This is a genomic window from Bacillus sp. A1, from assembly GCF_042296235.1.
In the GTDB taxonomy this organism is placed as follows: domain Bacteria; phylum Bacillota; class Bacilli; order Bacillales; family Bacillaceae; genus Bacillus; species Bacillus velezensis.
Genome location: NZ_CP141181.1, coordinates 1,006,580 through 1,021,582, shown reverse-complemented (window position 1 = coordinate 1,021,582; position 15,003 = coordinate 1,006,580). Strand labels below are relative to the sequence as shown.

General features: G+C 46.5%; 19 protein-coding genes. 8 read left to right on the top strand and 11 right to left on the bottom strand.

From position 1 onward, the window contains the following. Window positions 1–92: 92 nt before the first annotated feature. Complete coding sequence (serC, locus tag U2H13_RS05270) at window positions 93–1,172, top strand: 3-phosphoserine/phosphohydroxythreonine transaminase (RefSeq protein ID WP_121984140.1); 1,080 nt, start codon at window positions 93–95, stop codon at window positions 1,170–1,172. Window positions 1,173–1,292: 120 nt separating this feature from the next. Next, complete coding sequence (locus U2H13_RS05265; protein ID WP_014417331.1) at window positions 1,293–1,811, top strand: tryptophan transporter; 519 nt, start codon at window positions 1,293–1,295, stop codon at window positions 1,809–1,811. Window positions 1,812–1,868: 57 nt separating this feature from the next. On the opposite strand, the gene U2H13_RS05260 is transcribed toward U2H13_RS05265, so the two are convergent. Further along, window positions 1,869–2,060 carry a hypothetical protein gene (locus tag U2H13_RS05260; RefSeq protein WP_007409223.1) on the bottom strand — a complete coding sequence of 64 codons (192 nt, stop codon included), beginning with the start codon at window positions 2,058–2,060 and terminating at the stop codon, window positions 1,869–1,871. Between the two features lie 116 nt (window positions 2,061–2,176). Between U2H13_RS05260 and U2H13_RS05255 the strand changes: the two genes are divergently transcribed. Together U2H13_RS05255 and U2H13_RS05250 are read left to right on the top strand one after the other, a co-directional pair. Then, a complete protein-coding gene (locus tag U2H13_RS05255; RefSeq protein ID WP_014417330.1) occupies window positions 2,177–2,533 on the top strand; it encodes a YtxH domain-containing protein in 357 nt (118 codons plus the stop codon). Between the two features lie 179 nt (window positions 2,534–2,712). Next, window positions 2,713–3,324, top strand: coding sequence for an HTH-type transcriptional regulator Hpr (locus U2H13_RS05250; protein WP_021494928.1), 612 nt, complete (start codon window positions 2,713–2,715; stop codon window positions 3,322–3,324). Here the strand turns inward: U2H13_RS05250 and U2H13_RS05245 are convergent. After that, a complete protein-coding gene (locus U2H13_RS05245) occupies window positions 3,321–3,662 on the bottom strand; it encodes a YhaI family protein (protein ID WP_003155243.1) in 342 nt (113 codons plus the stop codon). The genes U2H13_RS05250 and U2H13_RS05245 overlap by 4 nt on opposite strands. Before the next feature lie 210 nt (window positions 3,663–3,872). Between U2H13_RS05245 and U2H13_RS05240 the strand changes: the two genes are divergently transcribed. Both U2H13_RS05240 and U2H13_RS05235 read left to right on the top strand, forming a co-directional pair. After that, complete coding sequence (locus tag U2H13_RS05240) at window positions 3,873–4,403, top strand: DUF3267 domain-containing protein (RefSeq protein ID WP_007409225.1); 531 nt, start codon at window positions 3,873–3,875, stop codon at window positions 4,401–4,403. Window positions 4,404–4,463: 60 nt separating this feature from the next. Beyond that, window positions 4,464–4,682 (top strand): hypothetical protein, encoded by a 219-nt coding sequence (locus U2H13_RS05235; RefSeq protein WP_376700711.1) that lies wholly within the window; start codon window positions 4,464–4,466, stop codon window positions 4,680–4,682. A gap of 56 nt (window positions 4,683–4,738) precedes the next feature. On the opposite strand, the gene yhzE2 is transcribed toward U2H13_RS05235, so the two are convergent. Both yhzE2 and yhzE1 read right to left on the bottom strand, forming a co-directional pair. Continuing rightward, window positions 4,739–4,825 carry a sporulation protein YhzE2 gene (gene yhzE2 / locus U2H13_RS05230; RefSeq protein ID WP_003155248.1) on the bottom strand — a complete coding sequence of 29 codons (87 nt, stop codon included), beginning with the start codon at window positions 4,823–4,825 and terminating at the stop codon, window positions 4,739–4,741. A gap of 124 nt (window positions 4,826–4,949) precedes the next feature. After that, window positions 4,950–5,036 (bottom strand): sporulation protein YhzE1, encoded by an 87-nt coding sequence (yhzE1, locus tag U2H13_RS05225; RefSeq protein WP_017417375.1) that lies wholly within the window; start codon window positions 5,034–5,036, stop codon window positions 4,950–4,952. 158 nt (window positions 5,037–5,194) lie between these two features. Between yhzE1 and U2H13_RS05220 the strand changes: the two genes are divergently transcribed. Then, window positions 5,195–6,046, top strand: a complete 852-nt coding sequence (locus U2H13_RS05220) for a peptidylprolyl isomerase (RefSeq protein WP_021494927.1) — start codon at window positions 5,195–5,197, stop codon at window positions 6,044–6,046. A 38-nt stretch (window positions 6,047–6,084) separates the two neighbouring features. Here the strand turns inward: U2H13_RS05220 and U2H13_RS05215 are convergent, their stop codons facing one another. From U2H13_RS05215 to U2H13_RS05190, 6 genes are all read right to left on the bottom strand, one after another. Further along, on the bottom strand, window positions 6,085–6,312 hold the full coding sequence (locus tag U2H13_RS05215; RefSeq protein WP_137987995.1) for a sporulation YhaL family protein: 228 nt from the start codon (window positions 6,310–6,312) through the stop codon (window positions 6,085–6,087). Between the two features lie 115 nt (window positions 6,313–6,427). Then, window positions 6,428–7,372 carry a 3'-5' exoribonuclease YhaM gene (gene yhaM, locus U2H13_RS05210; protein WP_003155251.1) on the bottom strand — a complete coding sequence of 315 codons (945 nt, stop codon included), beginning with the start codon at window positions 7,370–7,372 and terminating at the stop codon, window positions 6,428–6,430. 73 nt (window positions 7,373–7,445) lie between these two features. Continuing rightward, the gene (locus U2H13_RS05205) at window positions 7,446–10,328 is read right to left on the bottom strand and encodes an AAA family ATPase (RefSeq protein ID WP_215522782.1); all 2,883 of its coding nucleotides are present in this window, start codon (window positions 10,326–10,328) and stop codon (window positions 7,446–7,448) included. Next, window positions 10,325–11,548, bottom strand: a complete 1,224-nt coding sequence (locus U2H13_RS05200; protein ID WP_029973199.1) for a DNA repair exonuclease — start codon at window positions 11,546–11,548, stop codon at window positions 10,325–10,327. The genes U2H13_RS05205 and U2H13_RS05200 overlap by 4 nt, the downstream gene beginning before the upstream one ends. A gap of 110 nt (window positions 11,549–11,658) precedes the next feature. After that, window positions 11,659–12,918, bottom strand: coding sequence for an ABC transporter permease (locus U2H13_RS05195; protein ID WP_053573530.1), 1,260 nt, complete (start codon window positions 12,916–12,918; stop codon window positions 11,659–11,661). Beyond that, entirely contained in the window at window positions 12,911–13,807 is an 897-nt protein-coding gene (locus U2H13_RS05190) for an ABC transporter ATP-binding protein (RefSeq protein WP_003155257.1), read from the bottom strand. The genes U2H13_RS05195 and U2H13_RS05190 overlap by 8 nt, the downstream gene beginning before the upstream one ends. A 105-nt stretch (window positions 13,808–13,912) precedes the next feature. Here U2H13_RS05190 and U2H13_RS05185 point away from each other — a divergent pair, with 105 nt between their 5' ends. Next, window positions 13,913–14,098 carry a YhzD family protein gene (locus tag U2H13_RS05185; RefSeq protein ID WP_071392043.1) on the top strand — a complete coding sequence of 62 codons (186 nt, stop codon included), beginning with the start codon at window positions 13,913–13,915 and terminating at the stop codon, window positions 14,096–14,098. Window positions 14,099–14,122: 24 nt separating this feature from the next. On the opposite strand, the gene U2H13_RS05180 is transcribed toward U2H13_RS05185, so the two are convergent. Then, on the bottom strand, window positions 14,123–14,890 hold the full coding sequence (locus U2H13_RS05180) for an enoyl-CoA hydratase (RefSeq protein ID WP_007409232.1): 768 nt from the start codon (window positions 14,888–14,890) through the stop codon (window positions 14,123–14,125). Window positions 14,891–15,003 lie beyond the last annotated feature (113 nt).

The window sequence follows — 15,003 nt, the reverse complement described above, 5'->3', positions numbered from 1 at the left end:
ATATTTTTTCATATCAAAAAAATCAAAAAATTGTGATAGGATAATTGTATTATTTCTTACACTAAAGCGGAAAACAGGGAGAGATCGTAAACATGGAACGTACAACGAATTTCAATGCAGGACCCGCAGCCCTTCCACTGGATGTGCTGCAAAAAGCACAAAAAGAATTTGTCAACTTCAATGATACCGGCATGTCCGTCATGGAGCTGTCCCACCGGAGCACGGAATATGATGCGGTGCACCAAAAAGCCAAAAGCCTTCTGAAAGAACTGATGGATATTCCCGACGATTATGATATTTTATTTCTTCAAGGCGGCGCAAGCCTTCAATTCTCCATGCTGCCGATGAACTTTTTAACACCGGAAAAAACGGCGCACTTCATCGTAACAGGCGCATGGTCTGAAAAAGCACTCGCCGAGGCGAAACTGTTCGGAACCACATCCGTCACGGCAACAAGCGCAGATTCAAACCACAACCACATACCGGAAGCGGACCTCTCAGGAATCAAAGACGGCGCCTACCTGCATATTACGTCAAACAACACGATTTTCGGAACGCAGTGGAAAGAGTTCCCGAATTCACCGATCCCGCTCGTAGCCGACATGTCAAGCGACATCCTGAGCAGAAAAATTGATGTCAAAACGTTTGATGTTATCTATGGCGGAGCCCAGAAAAACCTCGGGCCGTCCGGCGTCACGGTCGTCATCATGAAAAAATCATGGCTTGAAAACGAAAACGCCAACGTCCCTAAAATTTTGAAATACTCCACTCACACAAAAGCCGACTCACTGTATAATACGCCGCCTACATTTGCGATTTATATGCTGAGCCTCGTCCTTGAATGGCTGGCTGAAAACGGCGGTGTCGAAGCGGCTGAACGGCGCAATCAGGAAAAGGCCGATGTCCTGTACGGCACAATCGACGCAAGCGGCGGGTTTTACGCGGGGCATGCCGCAAAAGACAGCCGTTCTCACATGAACGTCACGTTCACCCTCCGCGACAGCAGTCTAACGAAAAAATTCGTTGAAGAAGCGAAAGCGGCTAAAATGATCGGACTCGGAGGCCACCGCTCAGTCGGAGGCTGCAGGGCGTCTATCTACAACGCCGTCAGCCTGGCTGATTGTGAAAAACTGGCTCAGTTTATGAGAAAGTTCCAGCAGGAAAACGAATAAATTTCTTCTAACATAACGGTTCCTTTGATATACTGTTTGCATATCAATTTTTCCGGCCATCGCAATAAATGACGAGCATATTATTGGATGGCGAAAAAGCTTAGCAGAGGAGAGCTTAGTATGAAAACAAAAGAATTAGTCATTATGGCCCTGTTTGCGGCAATCGGAGCGGTGCTTCATTCCATTATGCCGCCGGTATTATTCGGAATGAAACCCGATATGATGCTTGTGATGATGTTTATGGGTATTCTGTTATTCCCCCGTGTGCAGAACGTACTGATGATCGGGATTGTAACGGGAATCATTTCCGCACTCACGACATCTTTTCCGGGCGGACAGCTTCCGAATATCATTGAAAAACCGGTAACGGCGTTTCTGTTTCTCGCGCTGGCGCTTTTGGTGAAAAAGAGCGTGAAAACAGCGGCCGCCGCCGTCATTACGATAGCCGGCACCTTCATCTCCGGTTTGCTCTTTTTGGCGCTGGCCCTTCTGATTGTCGGCCTGCCGGGCGGATTCACCGCCTTGGTGCTCGCGGTCGTCCTTCCGGCGGCTGCGCTGAACGCGATCGCCATGATCATTATGCATCCGATTGTGCAAACGATCTTAAAACGGTCCAATATGATTGAAACGGTGAAATAACCGCATACCGAAACCTCTTCCGGCCGGAAGAGGTTTTTTAATGTGTTTCAGCATGTTTTATACGAGAAGTTTTGTGAAAAAGATAAGGAACAATGCGAGGGCGGTTCCTGCTGAGCAGACGATGGCCTTTTGGCGGACGACCCGCTTCGGCGGATAAGAAGCGGCCTGGCCGAGCAGTTTCAGGTAATAAACGGCGCCCGCCGCAAAGACAAGAGCCATACAAGATAAAACAATCATAAAGACAGACAACCTTCTCCCTCCTTTTCCCTTAAAAAATATGCTAAAATAAAGCAAGCTATGTATAGAAGTTTATTCTTCTGAACAAAAATGATAAAAGTTATGAGAAAAAAAACGGGGTGATTCAAATGGCTGACGGACGTTCCCTTTTAACAGGCCTTTTCGTAGGCGGATTGATCGGAGGCGCAGCGGTGTTACTCTCGGCTCCTTCATCCGGAAAAGAGCTGCGGGGCAAAATCAAAGAGAATTGCAATTCAATTGAGGACACAATCAAACGGTTAAAAAAAGACGGAATGGCGCTTAAGGACCAGCTTGTCCAAACGGCGAAAGAAAGCGCAGAAGTCATTAAAGACGTAGGCGGAGAGCTTCAGACCAGCATTAAAAGGTGGCAGGAGGAAATCAAGCCGCACCAGCAGGATCTCCAAAAGGAAATCGCTGATATCGAAGAGAAAATCAGACAGCTGGAGAAAACCTTACAAAACTAATATCCTATACAACCAAAAAAAGTGCGGACCTATTGCGTTCCGCACTTTTTTTTGCGGTTTAAAGCCTTTCCCAGCAAAGGATTAAGAATTTATTATAAAATTCTTAAATTTTCATCTTTATTAATCTTTATTTTATTGGCATAATAGAGGAAAAGAAAATGTGAAGCAGGTGATCTGTATTGAATCGTGTTGAACCGCCTTACGATCTAAAAGAAGCTTTAATCTATACCCAAAAAATGGCGCAACTGTCCAAAGCGCTCTGGAAATCTATCGAGAAAGACTGGCAGAATTGGCTGAAGCCCTACGACCTTAATATTAATGAGCATCATATATTATGGATTGCCTATCAGCTTAAAGGAGCTTCTATTTCAGAAATCGCCAAATTCGGCGTTATGCACGTATCAACTGCATTTAACTTTTCAAAAAAGCTTGAAGAACGGGGATATCTGAAATTTTCCAAGCGGCTGAATGATAAACGGAACACGTACATTCAGTTAACTGATGAAGGGGAAAATGTATTCGAAAGCCTGCTTGAGGAGTTTGATCCGTCGAGGAACGCGGTGTTTAAAGGCTCACAGCCGATCTACCACTTATTCGGGAAGTTTCCTGAGGTTGAAGAATTAACCTGTGTCATCCGCCACATTTACGGCGAAGATTTTATGGAGATATTCGAGAAATCATTGACAAACATAAACAATGATTTTGAAAGTGAAGACGGAAGGCTGAAGAAAAAAACGGACGAATCGGCTGTCCATGAAACGGCTGAAGAGCTGGAACCGATCAACAGTTAATCAAAGTGCTTCATAATCTCAATAAACTCTTCCATCAGCGCTGTATAAAGCCCCTGCTCATACAAAGCAAAAATCGTTTCATGAACATCTAATTTTTCGTTCAGCTGTCCCGCAAAAAGCGCAAGGAGCTTGTCAAACGTCACAAAGCCTTGCGCTTTTTGCGACTCCAGCTCGTCCTCCAATTCGCGGCAGATCCGCCCGACCTCTTCTCCTTCTTCTTCGGTCAGCCCTTTTTCAATCATCATCGCATAAAAAGGGTACTTATCCATATCCACCGTTTTCACCAGCAATTGTATGTAATATTCTAAACGCCCGATACGCTGATCCATTGAATCCATCCGTTTCACTTCTTTCTATCTTTAATCTTATTTTAGCTGATAATGAATGGAGAAGAAAGGTTAAACCGTACATTTCCATGTTTCACCGAGCTCTTCTGTTCTTCTCTTTCCAGGTTTATTTTTTTCTTTAAAAAAGGATTGATTTTTTCTCCTGAAGAGAGTAAATTATTTTGAGATTGTATTCCATCTTTGTACGGAAGGATGACTCTGATGAATTGCTGGAAAACCATTAATCTGATCAAAGATTATGGTGCGGTTCGTTTATTATTGACTGCTGTAGGTTTTATGATCCTGTTTTTTATATGCAACTTCTTGGCATTCGGGCTGCTGCGTCCGAATATCAGTTTAAGTGACGGGCACGTGTTTGCTTTTTGTGTTCTGCTCGTTGTTACTTTATTTGTACATAAAGTCATACATGTCCTGCCGATGATCTGTAAAAAAAGAAAAAAGGAAATGAAAATGTACTTCTTGCGGATGCCGACATGGAAAGGCATACCGAAAACGACGATGCTGATTTCTACGATCAGCCCGTTTTTATTCATTACGCCGTTATTGTTTTATGCCGGACTGGCATTTCCGAGACACGCTCATTACTTTTATATGATTTCGAGCATTCATGCGGGGTATTGCCTGCCTGATCTTCTGTTTGCGCTCCATCTGGTCAAAGCGCCCAAATCATGTCTGATTGACCAGGAATCCGACGGTTTTGATATTTTAGTGAAAAAAGTGCCGGAGTCTTGATGTCCCGCTGATTTTTCAGGTTACATTCTATCTTTTTTAATAAATATTTGGTAATGTAATATGGGAGCAGTTCAGAGAGAGGGGGAATCTCCCATCATTTTATTCTATTTTATCGTGACTGCCCTGTTTATTCTTTATTTCATAAACAGGCTCACAAATACATTATGCCTTGTCAGAGAGATTCCTGAAGACCGGCAGGATAAGGTATTCCGTTTTATTAATGTATCTATTTTAATTTTACTGATCTCTTCATTCGTCGAGATCTCCTTTACTGTGTAAACAGGCAAAAAAATATGGCTGACGGAGGTCTGACCCCCGACAGCCATATTTTTTTCTTAATAAAGCCAAGAAGCGCCGATGATGATCAATAAGATGAACAGAACAACCAATAATGCAAAACCGCCTGCAAATACTTCACCCATCTCCAAAAGCACCTCCTACAAAACGTTTTATTTTTCCAATTACATCATATGCAATGTACTTCTGAAACGATTAGGCGCCCGGGTAAGAAAACGGACCGCTTTTAGAAAAAGCGATCCGTTTCGCTTAACAAATGTAAGCTGCACCTACGATGATAAGCAATATGAACAGTACTACGAGCAGCGCGAAACCGTTTGAATATCCTCCGCCCATGGTTCATTACCTCCTTTTCATGATCAATATATTTGTATGTATCAGGAAAAAGTTTGACTAGACGAATGCCCTTTATTTAAAATCTTTTTACAGAAAGCCACAATATGTTATGATACGCATATGCAATTTAATTTGGATGATTAGGAGTGTTTAAAGGAATGAAGAAAATCGCGATAGCAGCTATTACGGCAACGAGCGTCCTGGCTCTCAGCGCTTGCAGCAGCGGCGACAACGACGTAATCGCCAAGACAGATGCCGGAAATGTAACAAAAGGCGAGCTCTACACGAACATGAAAAAAACCGCGGGTGCAAGTGTGCTGACACAGCTCGTACAAGAAAAAGTATTAGCAAAAAAATACAAAGTAACGGATAAAGAAATCGATAACAAGCTGAAAGAGTACAAAACGCAGCTCGGCGATCAGTACAGCGCCCTTAAACAGCAGTACGGCGAAGATTACCTGAAAGATCAGGTGAAGTACGAACTGCTTGCACAAAAAGCGGCGAAAGACAACATCAAAGTGACTGACGCTGATACGAAAGAATATTACGACGGCTTAAAAGGTAAAATCCGTGCGAGCCACATCCTTGTCGCTGACAAAAAGACAGCTGACGAAGTGGAGAAAAAGCTGAAAAAAGGCGAGAAGTTTGAAACGCTTGCGAAAGAATACTCAACTGACACATCAAAAGACAGCGGCGGCGACCTTGGCTGGTTCGATAAAAAGTCAATGGATGAAACATTCAGCAAAGCTGCATTCGGCCTGAAAGTCGGACAAGTCAGCGATCCGGTCAAAACAAAATTCGGTTATCATATCATCAAAAAGACGGAAGAACGCGGCAAATATGATGACATGAAAAAAGAACTGAAAGAAGAAGTTCTTAAACAGAAATTAAACGACAACTCAGCTGTACAGGCGGCAATTCAAAAAGTCATGAAAAAAGCTGACGTAAAAGTTGAAGACAAAGACTTAAAAGACACGTTTAACACTTCAACATCTTCTGAATCTAAATAAAAAAACTGTGCGGGCTCTCGGCGAGCCGCACAGTTTTTTTATGCGATGGAATGATTGGAGTTTTCTTCCGCACCCCCGTTTTCACTTGCGGGCGCAGCCATACGGCGCTCGCGTTCCTGTTCCATCCGTTCAATATACACCCTTCCTTCTTTTTCAATAAACGACTGGTCAAGCTTTTCCTCTTCTTTAGCTGTTGTGAAAAGCTTATATGCGCTGAAAATAATTCCGATAATGCAAAGGTATACCCACCAAGGAAAAAATAGCACGTCGGTTTCCTCCTTTTTTCACCCAGAGTCTTTATTCTAAGCTATGCTTGATAAAGACAAGTTATGAGAGCTGAACGTAAAAAAGACCGATCATAGAGAATCGGCCTTTTTTATCTTATTGATGGAAAGTCGGTTTGTAGAAAGAACGGTTTTCAAGCGCAAATACACGCTCTGTGTATTCGCCCGGCTTCACCCGTTCCAGCGCTCTGTCCATCATGATCATTTTTGCATCCAGATTATCAATGTAGTGCAGAATTTCCGCTTCTTTCACCATCGGCGGTTTCGGGCTTCCCCATTCCGCTTTTCCGTGATGGCTTAAAATCAAATGTTTCAGAATCAGCACTTCTTCAGCGTCAATCTGAAGCTCTTCGGCTGCTTTTGAAAGCTCTGTCACCATGATCGAAATGTGCCCGAGCAGATTCCCTTCCACGGTGTACGTTGTGGAGACGGGGCCTGAAAGCTCTTTTACTTTGCCGAGATCATGCAGAATGACTCCGGCATACAGTAAATCCCGGTCAAGAGACGGATACAGATCGGCAATCGCTTTTGCCAGGTTCAGCATGGACACTACATGATACGCGAGCCCGGAGACGAACTCATGGTGGTTTTTAGCCGCAGCCGGGTAATCCATAAACTCAGCCGCATATTTTTTGACCAGATGTCTTGTGATCCGCTGGATGTTTGGATTTTTCATTTCAAAAATGTATTGAGTGACGGTTTCCATCATTTCATTTTTCGGAATTGGCGCCGTTTCCAGAAAATCATCAATGCTGACATTTTCGTTCTCGCCGGCCGGCCGGATGTTTCTCAGCTTAAGCTGGTTTCGTCCGCGATAGTGATGGACATCTCCGATCACCTTCACGATCGTCTGCGCCGCGTACGTTACTTCATCAGTCGGCTTGGCATCCCACAGCTTCGCTTCGATATCTCCCGATTGGTCCTGCAGCATTAACGTCAGGAATGGTTTTCCGTTGCTTGCGATTCCTTTAGTCGAAGATTTAATCAGAAAGTATTGATCGACCTGCTCGCCGACCTCGTGCAGCATAATACCTTTTGCCATTCTATTAAAAGCTCCCTCCATATCTTACATAATACCAGTATAGCACATACCTCTTTTTTGAAAATAAACTCTTTTATGACAGGAGCCGCATGACTTGTCCGCTGTGAAAAGACCGGCTGACATGCTCATGGCAGGTGAAATAAAGTATCTGCCGCCCGCCTTCTGAAAGCTGATTCAGCACATCAAACAGCCGCTGCAGCCGCTGCCTGTCAAAATGGACAAAACTGTCATCAAGTAAAAACGGCAGTGATACCGCAGACTCCCTCTCTGACGCAAGGGCAAAACGAATCGCCGCATAAAGCTGCTCGCATGCCGCCTGTGACAGTTCGCCTGCAGAAAACACCGTTCCGTCTTTCCGCATGACCATAATGGAATCATCAGCTTCGGAAAAATACAATTTGTGATAGCGTCCGTCCGTAAGCGGTCCGTATAATGCACCGGCGGTTTCTAACAGACGGGGAAGCGTCACTTTTTTATGCCGCTCCATTTTTTCCCTGATAATGTGTCTGACCGTCTGTAATGCGGCCCACTCTTTAGCGGTTTTTTTCACGCGCTCCTTCTGCATTTCTGTCTGCTGTTTTAAATCGGATACAAGCCCCGAGGACTCCAGCTGCTCTTGCTTCACCGTTAATAAAGCGGTTTGCTCACGGAGCTGGGCGCTTTTTTCCTCAAGCGTTTTTTTCTCTGTTTCCTTCTGAACGACTGTATGTTCAAGTTCGGACACTGTGCGGCTCATGTACGGCTCCAGCTGTTTTCCGCCTATGCCGGACAAGTGCGTTTTGATTTCGCGCAGCTGCCGCTCTTTTTCCCGGCGGCTTTCATTCAGCCTGGCGAGTTCACAAAAGTGTTCGCGTTTTTTTGCGCCTGCCGCCATGAAAAGCTGTTTGACCTGCTGTTCGTAGTAATGAACTTCTTCATTTAATTCACGCATTTGCTCTTGTGCATGCAGCAGATCCGTTTCGAGCGCCTGCTTTCGTTTTGCTTCCTCACGGGCCCGTTCCGCCTGCGCCAGCAAAACGTGCAGTCTTTCTTTTACGGACAGCTCCCTTCCGTCTGAAGGACTCAGCTTTTTGACCCGGTCCTCAAAAGCTCTTTGCAGCTTTTGCAGCCTGCCCGCTTCAATGGTCAGCTCATGCTTGTTAAGGATTTCTTTTTTGACATCTTTCATCACATGATATGCGTCAAGAAGATGGGAAGGACTTCCTGAAAACCCCAGTTCCTTCATAAAAAGTTCCGCCTGTTTTTCAAACGGCGCCATTTCCGCCTCCCATTCTTCATATTGGCGGATGACTCTTTCATATGCCGCTTCTTTCTGTTCAAGCACGGCTTGATCCGCAATCAGCTGCTGCCGGTGCCGGCCGTCACGCCAAAGCTCTTCCTGCAGAAGATCAGCCGCTTCTTTGGAGATCGCCGGCTTCTTTTTCTTGTGTCCGGGCCCTCCTCTTTCTGACGGCAACGGCTTTTGCATGCCGGACAGCATATACAGCAGCAGAGCGCCGGTAAAAAGGGCGGCGGGCAGCCATTCCTTTAACATAGCGAAAATCGCAATGAACAGAATGCCCGCACCGAGAAAGAGCTTTTTTTGTTTGGCGCGCTGTTTTTCCAGATGCTGAACATGTGCCTGCCATTCGTTTCCTTCTGTATCAGCCGTTTGCTTATATAATTGTAAAGCGGCTTCTTTTTCTTTCCTGACAGCGGGGTCCAAAATGTTTTCCGCCGTCACGGCATGTTTTCGTTCGGCTTCTTCCAGCTCCAGCCGCGCTTGTTCGAACATCGCATCAAGCTGTGCCTTTCTTTCTCTTGCCTGTCCGGCGCTCTGCACGGCTTCCTGCAGCCGCCATTCATATTCATAATCGGTGTTCAGTGAAAGAATGCCGTCTTCCTCATGTCTTCCGAGCTGCTGCAATCCTGACGAAACGCGGGCAGATGTCTGCCGGATCTGTGATTGGATGGCGGCAAGCTGTTCGCCGCGCGATTCGTACATATGCTGCTCGCCGGAAAGCTCCTGCAGCTGCCGCTCTTTTTGCAGCAAGTCCTCATTTGGAGCGAGCAGCTCAGCCTGCCGCCGGAGTTCATCCGCTTTTGCCCGAAGCCCCTCAAGACGGGCTGCTTTCGGATGGAGATGCGATTCGTATTTTTCAAGCTGATGCATTCCGTCCTTCGGGAATTGCTTCAATGCTTCCGGATAAGAAGAAAGTTCGCTTTCCAAGGCTGTTTTTTTGTCTGCGAGCGGCTTTGCTTCTATCGCTGATTTTACTGTTTTGATTTCTTCAGTTATGTCTTTCAATCGTGCTTCGGCATCCTGCAAACGGCCGCCGGCGCTTTTTTTCTCTTCCAGAAGGCTGTGATAGCCCGCTTCCGCAGCTTCCGCCTGTTTCAGCTGGGCGCTGAGCCGCTTTAATGTATCCAACTCCTGATTTAAGCGGGGGTTCCGCCCGTTCGGCTTATACATCCTGTCAAGTTCTTTTGCCAGCCGCCCGTCAAGCTTTGCCGCCGCTTCCGACCCGAATAAGCTCGAATACAGGAGAAACTCGCCGATTTTGTCCCGGTTAAAAGCTTGAATCTCCTGCAGTCCGAATACATCGAACGAATAGATCGCTTCGTACAGCGCCCGGTCTGTATCGGAGAGAAGCTGTTTGAGCCATTCTCCGTCCTTGATTTCGCCTGAAGCCGTATACACTCTGACTTTTTCGGCAGCGCCTTTTGTCCGTTCGATTTTGACAGCGCCGTGATCGCCATGCTTCAATTCCACAGTGCCGCCGTAAACCCCGCCGTTTTTCGGTTCGTATTTTTTTGATTTCGGAAAACCGAACAGCACACTTTTGATGAAGGACATCAATGTCGTTTTACCCGCTTCATTTAACCCGTAGATCACTTGCACGGGAGAATCTGACAGCTGAAAACTTCGGTCGGAAAATTTTCCGTATTGGTAAATATGCATCGCCGTTATTTTCATCGCTGAAGCTCCTTCATCTGGCGTCTTAAAACGGCTTGAGCCTGCCGCTTAATATCCAGTATCTCTTCATCTGTAAATGAAGCCATCTGACGCCGGTATACGGGATGACGCTCAAGGGCTTCAAATACACCGCTCATGTCCGCGCATTGTTCTATGTCCTGAAGCAGCCCTTTAAAAAACGGATCGGGCGGCACGGTGTCTGTTTCATCCGTCCGATCCTCAAGCGCAAGCGGCCAGACGAAACGTTCCTCTTCGGCCTCTTCCTCCTGTAAAGCGGAAAGAAGCTCCTCCGCGATGCCTGCGGGCGCCTCCGTCCAAAAGCGGGGCGCCGCGCCGCGAAGCACCAGCCTGACACATGCCGGGCGGCCCGCCGCGCGCAAGCCGGAGAATGTATCCGATGCGGCTTTCAGAAGTGAAGTCATATGTTCAGCTCCGGAGATATCAAGATCAATTTCCTCCCATAACACATCATGCGCTTCTTTGAATTCCCAAGACATCTCACCGTTTGCCGCCCGGACGAGATAATATCCCTTAGGCCCGGTTTCTTTTAAATGCCGTGCTTGAATATTCCCGGGGTAAATGGCGGCGGGATGCTGGGCGGACAGAACCTGCCGTTTATGAATGTGTCCGAGCGCCCAGTAATCCATGCCGCTTTTTTCAAGGTCTTCTTTCGTAAACGGGCAGTACGGGTCATGCCCTTCCGCTCCTGATAACATGCCGTGGAGCATGCCGATATGATAAGGCGCGCCGGTCATTTTCCGGTAACGGGCTGCCTGATTGACCATTACGCTTCTTTCTTGATAGCTGCATCCGTATATGCTTGCCGCAAGCTCTCCGTTTTTAAAGAAAGATTTTTCCTCCGGTGTATCTGAGGTGAAGATATGTACATTTTCCGGCCATTCAATCGGCGTCCACTTACCGCCCAAATGATCATGGTTGCCGAATATGACGAACACTTGGATATCCGCTTCCTGTAATCTCGTAAACTGTTTTCTCAAAAACAGCTGGGCTTTTAAACTTCTGTTGGCTTCGTCAAACAGATCCCCCGAAAGCAGCACGAAATCTGCCTGCTCCCGGAGTGCCCCGTCCGTCAGTCGGCGGACGCTGTGAAATGTGCTTTCTTTAATACGCGCATATACCGGTTCAGGCAGATTCGAAATGCCGTAAAACGGGCTGTCCAGATGCAGGTCAGCTGCATGAATAAACGTCAGATCAGTCATCTCGCCCTCCCCTTTCTGCAAATTGAATTACCCTTATTTTAGCACCGTTTTTATACGAATGCACGTTCTGCAAAATAAAAAAACAGCCCGGCTGTTCCGGGCTGTTTCTCTTATTTTTTGGAGATGCGCAGCGCTTGTTTAATCGCTTTGAATCCGCTGGCGTTTCCGTAAATCAATACGCCGCCTTTGTAAATTTTCGCGCCGACCGCCGCAAAGATCACGATAGTGACCAGTGTCAGGGCGATTCCGGCCGCAGCCTGCCAAAACGGGATATCGAGCATCCCGACGCGTAAAAACATAATCATCGGCGTGAAAAACGGAATGTAAGATGTAACGGTAATAAAACCGGCGTCAGGATTGCCGATGCCGAACATGGCGATCATAAAACCTGCCACGACTAAAAAAACCATCGGCTGAATCGTCTGCTGTACGTCCTCTATCCGGCTGACAACACTGCCGAGAAACGCGGCAAGCGTGGCGTAAAGAAAATAGCCGAGCAAATAGAAAATGACGGCATAGACTATCGTCGAGACTGGAACATCCGTAAAATTGAGAAATGCACTGATCGGCGACGACGCCTCATTATGAGGGTTCAGCTTCAGTGAGAGATAACCCGCTGCAATCAGCACCCCAAACTGTGTGATCCCCACGAGCGCGATACCGAACAGTTTGGCAAACATCTGCTGAATCGGCGGCATGCTTGAAATTAAAATTTCCATGACCCGTGACGATTTTTCCGTCGCCACTTCCATCGCAATCATGCTTGCGTACATGATAACTGAGAAGTAGATGACAAACAGCATGATGTATACAAGCCCCATTACCTGACCGAGCTCTTCCTCAGATTTCGCCCCTTTTTCCAGCGCGTCTTTGCTGACTTCCGGCGGAGTGTAGAGGCTGCTGACTTTTTCTGCCGAAATGCCGAGCTTGGCGGTTTCGACAGCGGTTTTTGTCTGGGTTAAAGCCTGCTTGAGCAGTTTATACGCTGATTCATCGGAAATGGTCAGCGCCTTGTATGCTCCTGTTATCGTTCCTTTTTGATCTTGTCTGATGATAAACAGTCCGTCCCATTCACCGTCTTTGACACGCTTTACGGCATCTTTTTCGGACTCCTTCGTCTCCATTGCCTGCAGATCATTGTCTGTATCCGCCGCTTTAAGCTGTTTTGCAAACGCCGGGTACAGCCCGCCCGTTTCATCAATCACCGCGATTTGCTGCTTGCCGTCATCCGATTGAAACACGGAAATAATCGATTGCAGGTTGGTCACCGCTAATACTAATAAAACGGTAATGGCGGTCGAAATAATGAATGACTTTGTTGCGATTTTGTTTTTATATGTATGAAACAGCATAATCCAAAATTTATTCATATACGGCCCCCACCTTTTCTATAAAAATATCATGCAGTGACGGCTCTTCCAATTCGAACTTCCGTATAAAACCTTTCCCTTGCAGCGCCCGGAAAATATCCTGCGAAACCGGTTCATTCGCGACCTGCAGTCTGATTCCGTCATTTGTTTCCTTCCATTTCACGACACCTTCATGCGTTTTTAAAAAGCTGAGGTCATCATCTGAATGAACGGTGACATTTTTTTTGCCGAAAGACCGCTTAATGTCTTTAAGATTGCCTTGAACGACGGGTTTTCCCTTCTGGAGAATGCACAAATTCTCGCAAAGTTCTTCCACATGCTCCATTCGGTGGCTTGAAAAAACGATGGAAACGCCGCTGTTTTTCAAAGAAATAACCGCTTCTTTCAGCAGCTCGACATTCACCGGATCAAGACCGCTGAAAGGTTCATCGAGAATCAGCAGTTCAGGCTTATGCAGGACGGCCGAAATGAACTGGATTTTCTGCTGGTTTCCTTTTGACAGCTCTTCGACTTTCTTATTCTTGTAATCTGTAATGCCGAAGCGCTCGAGCCATGTCATGAGCTCTTTTTCCGCCTCTTTTTTGCTCATTCCTTTTAATCTCGCCAGATAGACAAGCTGGTCACTCACCTTCACTTTCGGATACAGCCCCCGCTCTTCCGGGAGATAGCCGATTTTTTCACTGATGGAATAATTGACCGGCTTCCCTTTCCAGGTGATATGCCCGTCAGTCAGGCTTAAAAGACCTAAAATCATCCGAAAGGTCGTCGTTTTTCCCGCGCCGTTTGCGCCGAGCAGCCCGAACATTTCCCTTTCAGGTATTTGCAGGTTCAAATTGTCAACAGCGGTAAAGCTGCCGAATGTTTTCGTTACGTTTTCAATTGTAAGCACGAATCCAACTCCTTCCTTGACCCATTATATACTAATAATGGGTAAAAATTAATGGAGGATTTTAAATTCTTTATCAGAATATCATTCTATAAAGGGGGTGACATGATGGGACAATATGTATTGACCGCATTCCATGCGTCGGGAGAAACGATGCTGGATGAACGGATCGAAGCAGATAATGAGGCGGAGGCGAAGGCCGCCGGAGAGGCTTTGTTAAAGGAAAAAAAGCTTGAGAACAGTACTCACCGCTTGGTAAATGAAGCCGGAAAGCTGATTTTATTCCACAGATAACAGAAGCTTTCCGGCTTCTGTATTTTACCGGTTAAATTGCGGCGTCCGTTTTTCTAAAAAGGCGCGGATGCCCTCTTTATGATCATCCGTTTTTCTCATATTTTCCTGGGCCTTTCGTTCAAGAGACAAAACGTCTTTTAACCGGCTGATATGAAGGCTCTGATAAATAGCCTTCGTTTCAATCATCGCTGACAGCGGCGCATGCAGCAATCGGTCGATATACGGTTGTGCCCCCTCCGCAGGGCCGCCGCTGAACAGCCCGTCGGCAAGCTTGAGCCGCACCGCTTTTTCAGCCGGCAATTTTTCACCGCTCCAAATCAGTTTTTTCGCTTCGATCTCACCGACCCGTCTCATTAATAAATAATGGCCTCCTCCGTCGGGAACCAATCCGATGCCGATGAAATTCATCGCGAGTCGGGCGTTTTCTTCGGCGAGCACCACATCGGCGCACAGCGCGAAACTCAGCCCGAGCCCCGCCGCGGCTCCGTGGATGGCGGCTATCACAATTTTTTTCATATCATAGAGCGTCAGCGTAATGGATTCAATCATTTTCATGAGCCGTTCATATTCTCCTGAATCATGATCCGACGTCATCATCTGGATATCACCGCCCGCGGAAAATCCCCTGCCTTCCCCCCGCAAGAGGACGATAAGCGCTTCGCTGTCGGCTGCCATAACGCATGCATTTTCCAATTCCCGGAGCATTTGTTCATTCAGCGCGTTGTAACTGTCAGGCCGGTTCAGCACAATCTCTGCGATCTTTCCCTTTTCTTCATAACGAATATACTGCATGTTTACTCCCTCCTTGAATCCGCTTACATATTTTGTTCAAATGATATATTCCTTCCCCCGAAGCCAAACTCCTTTATTTTTCAAGGTCAACAGATACCGAAAAATGCATATCA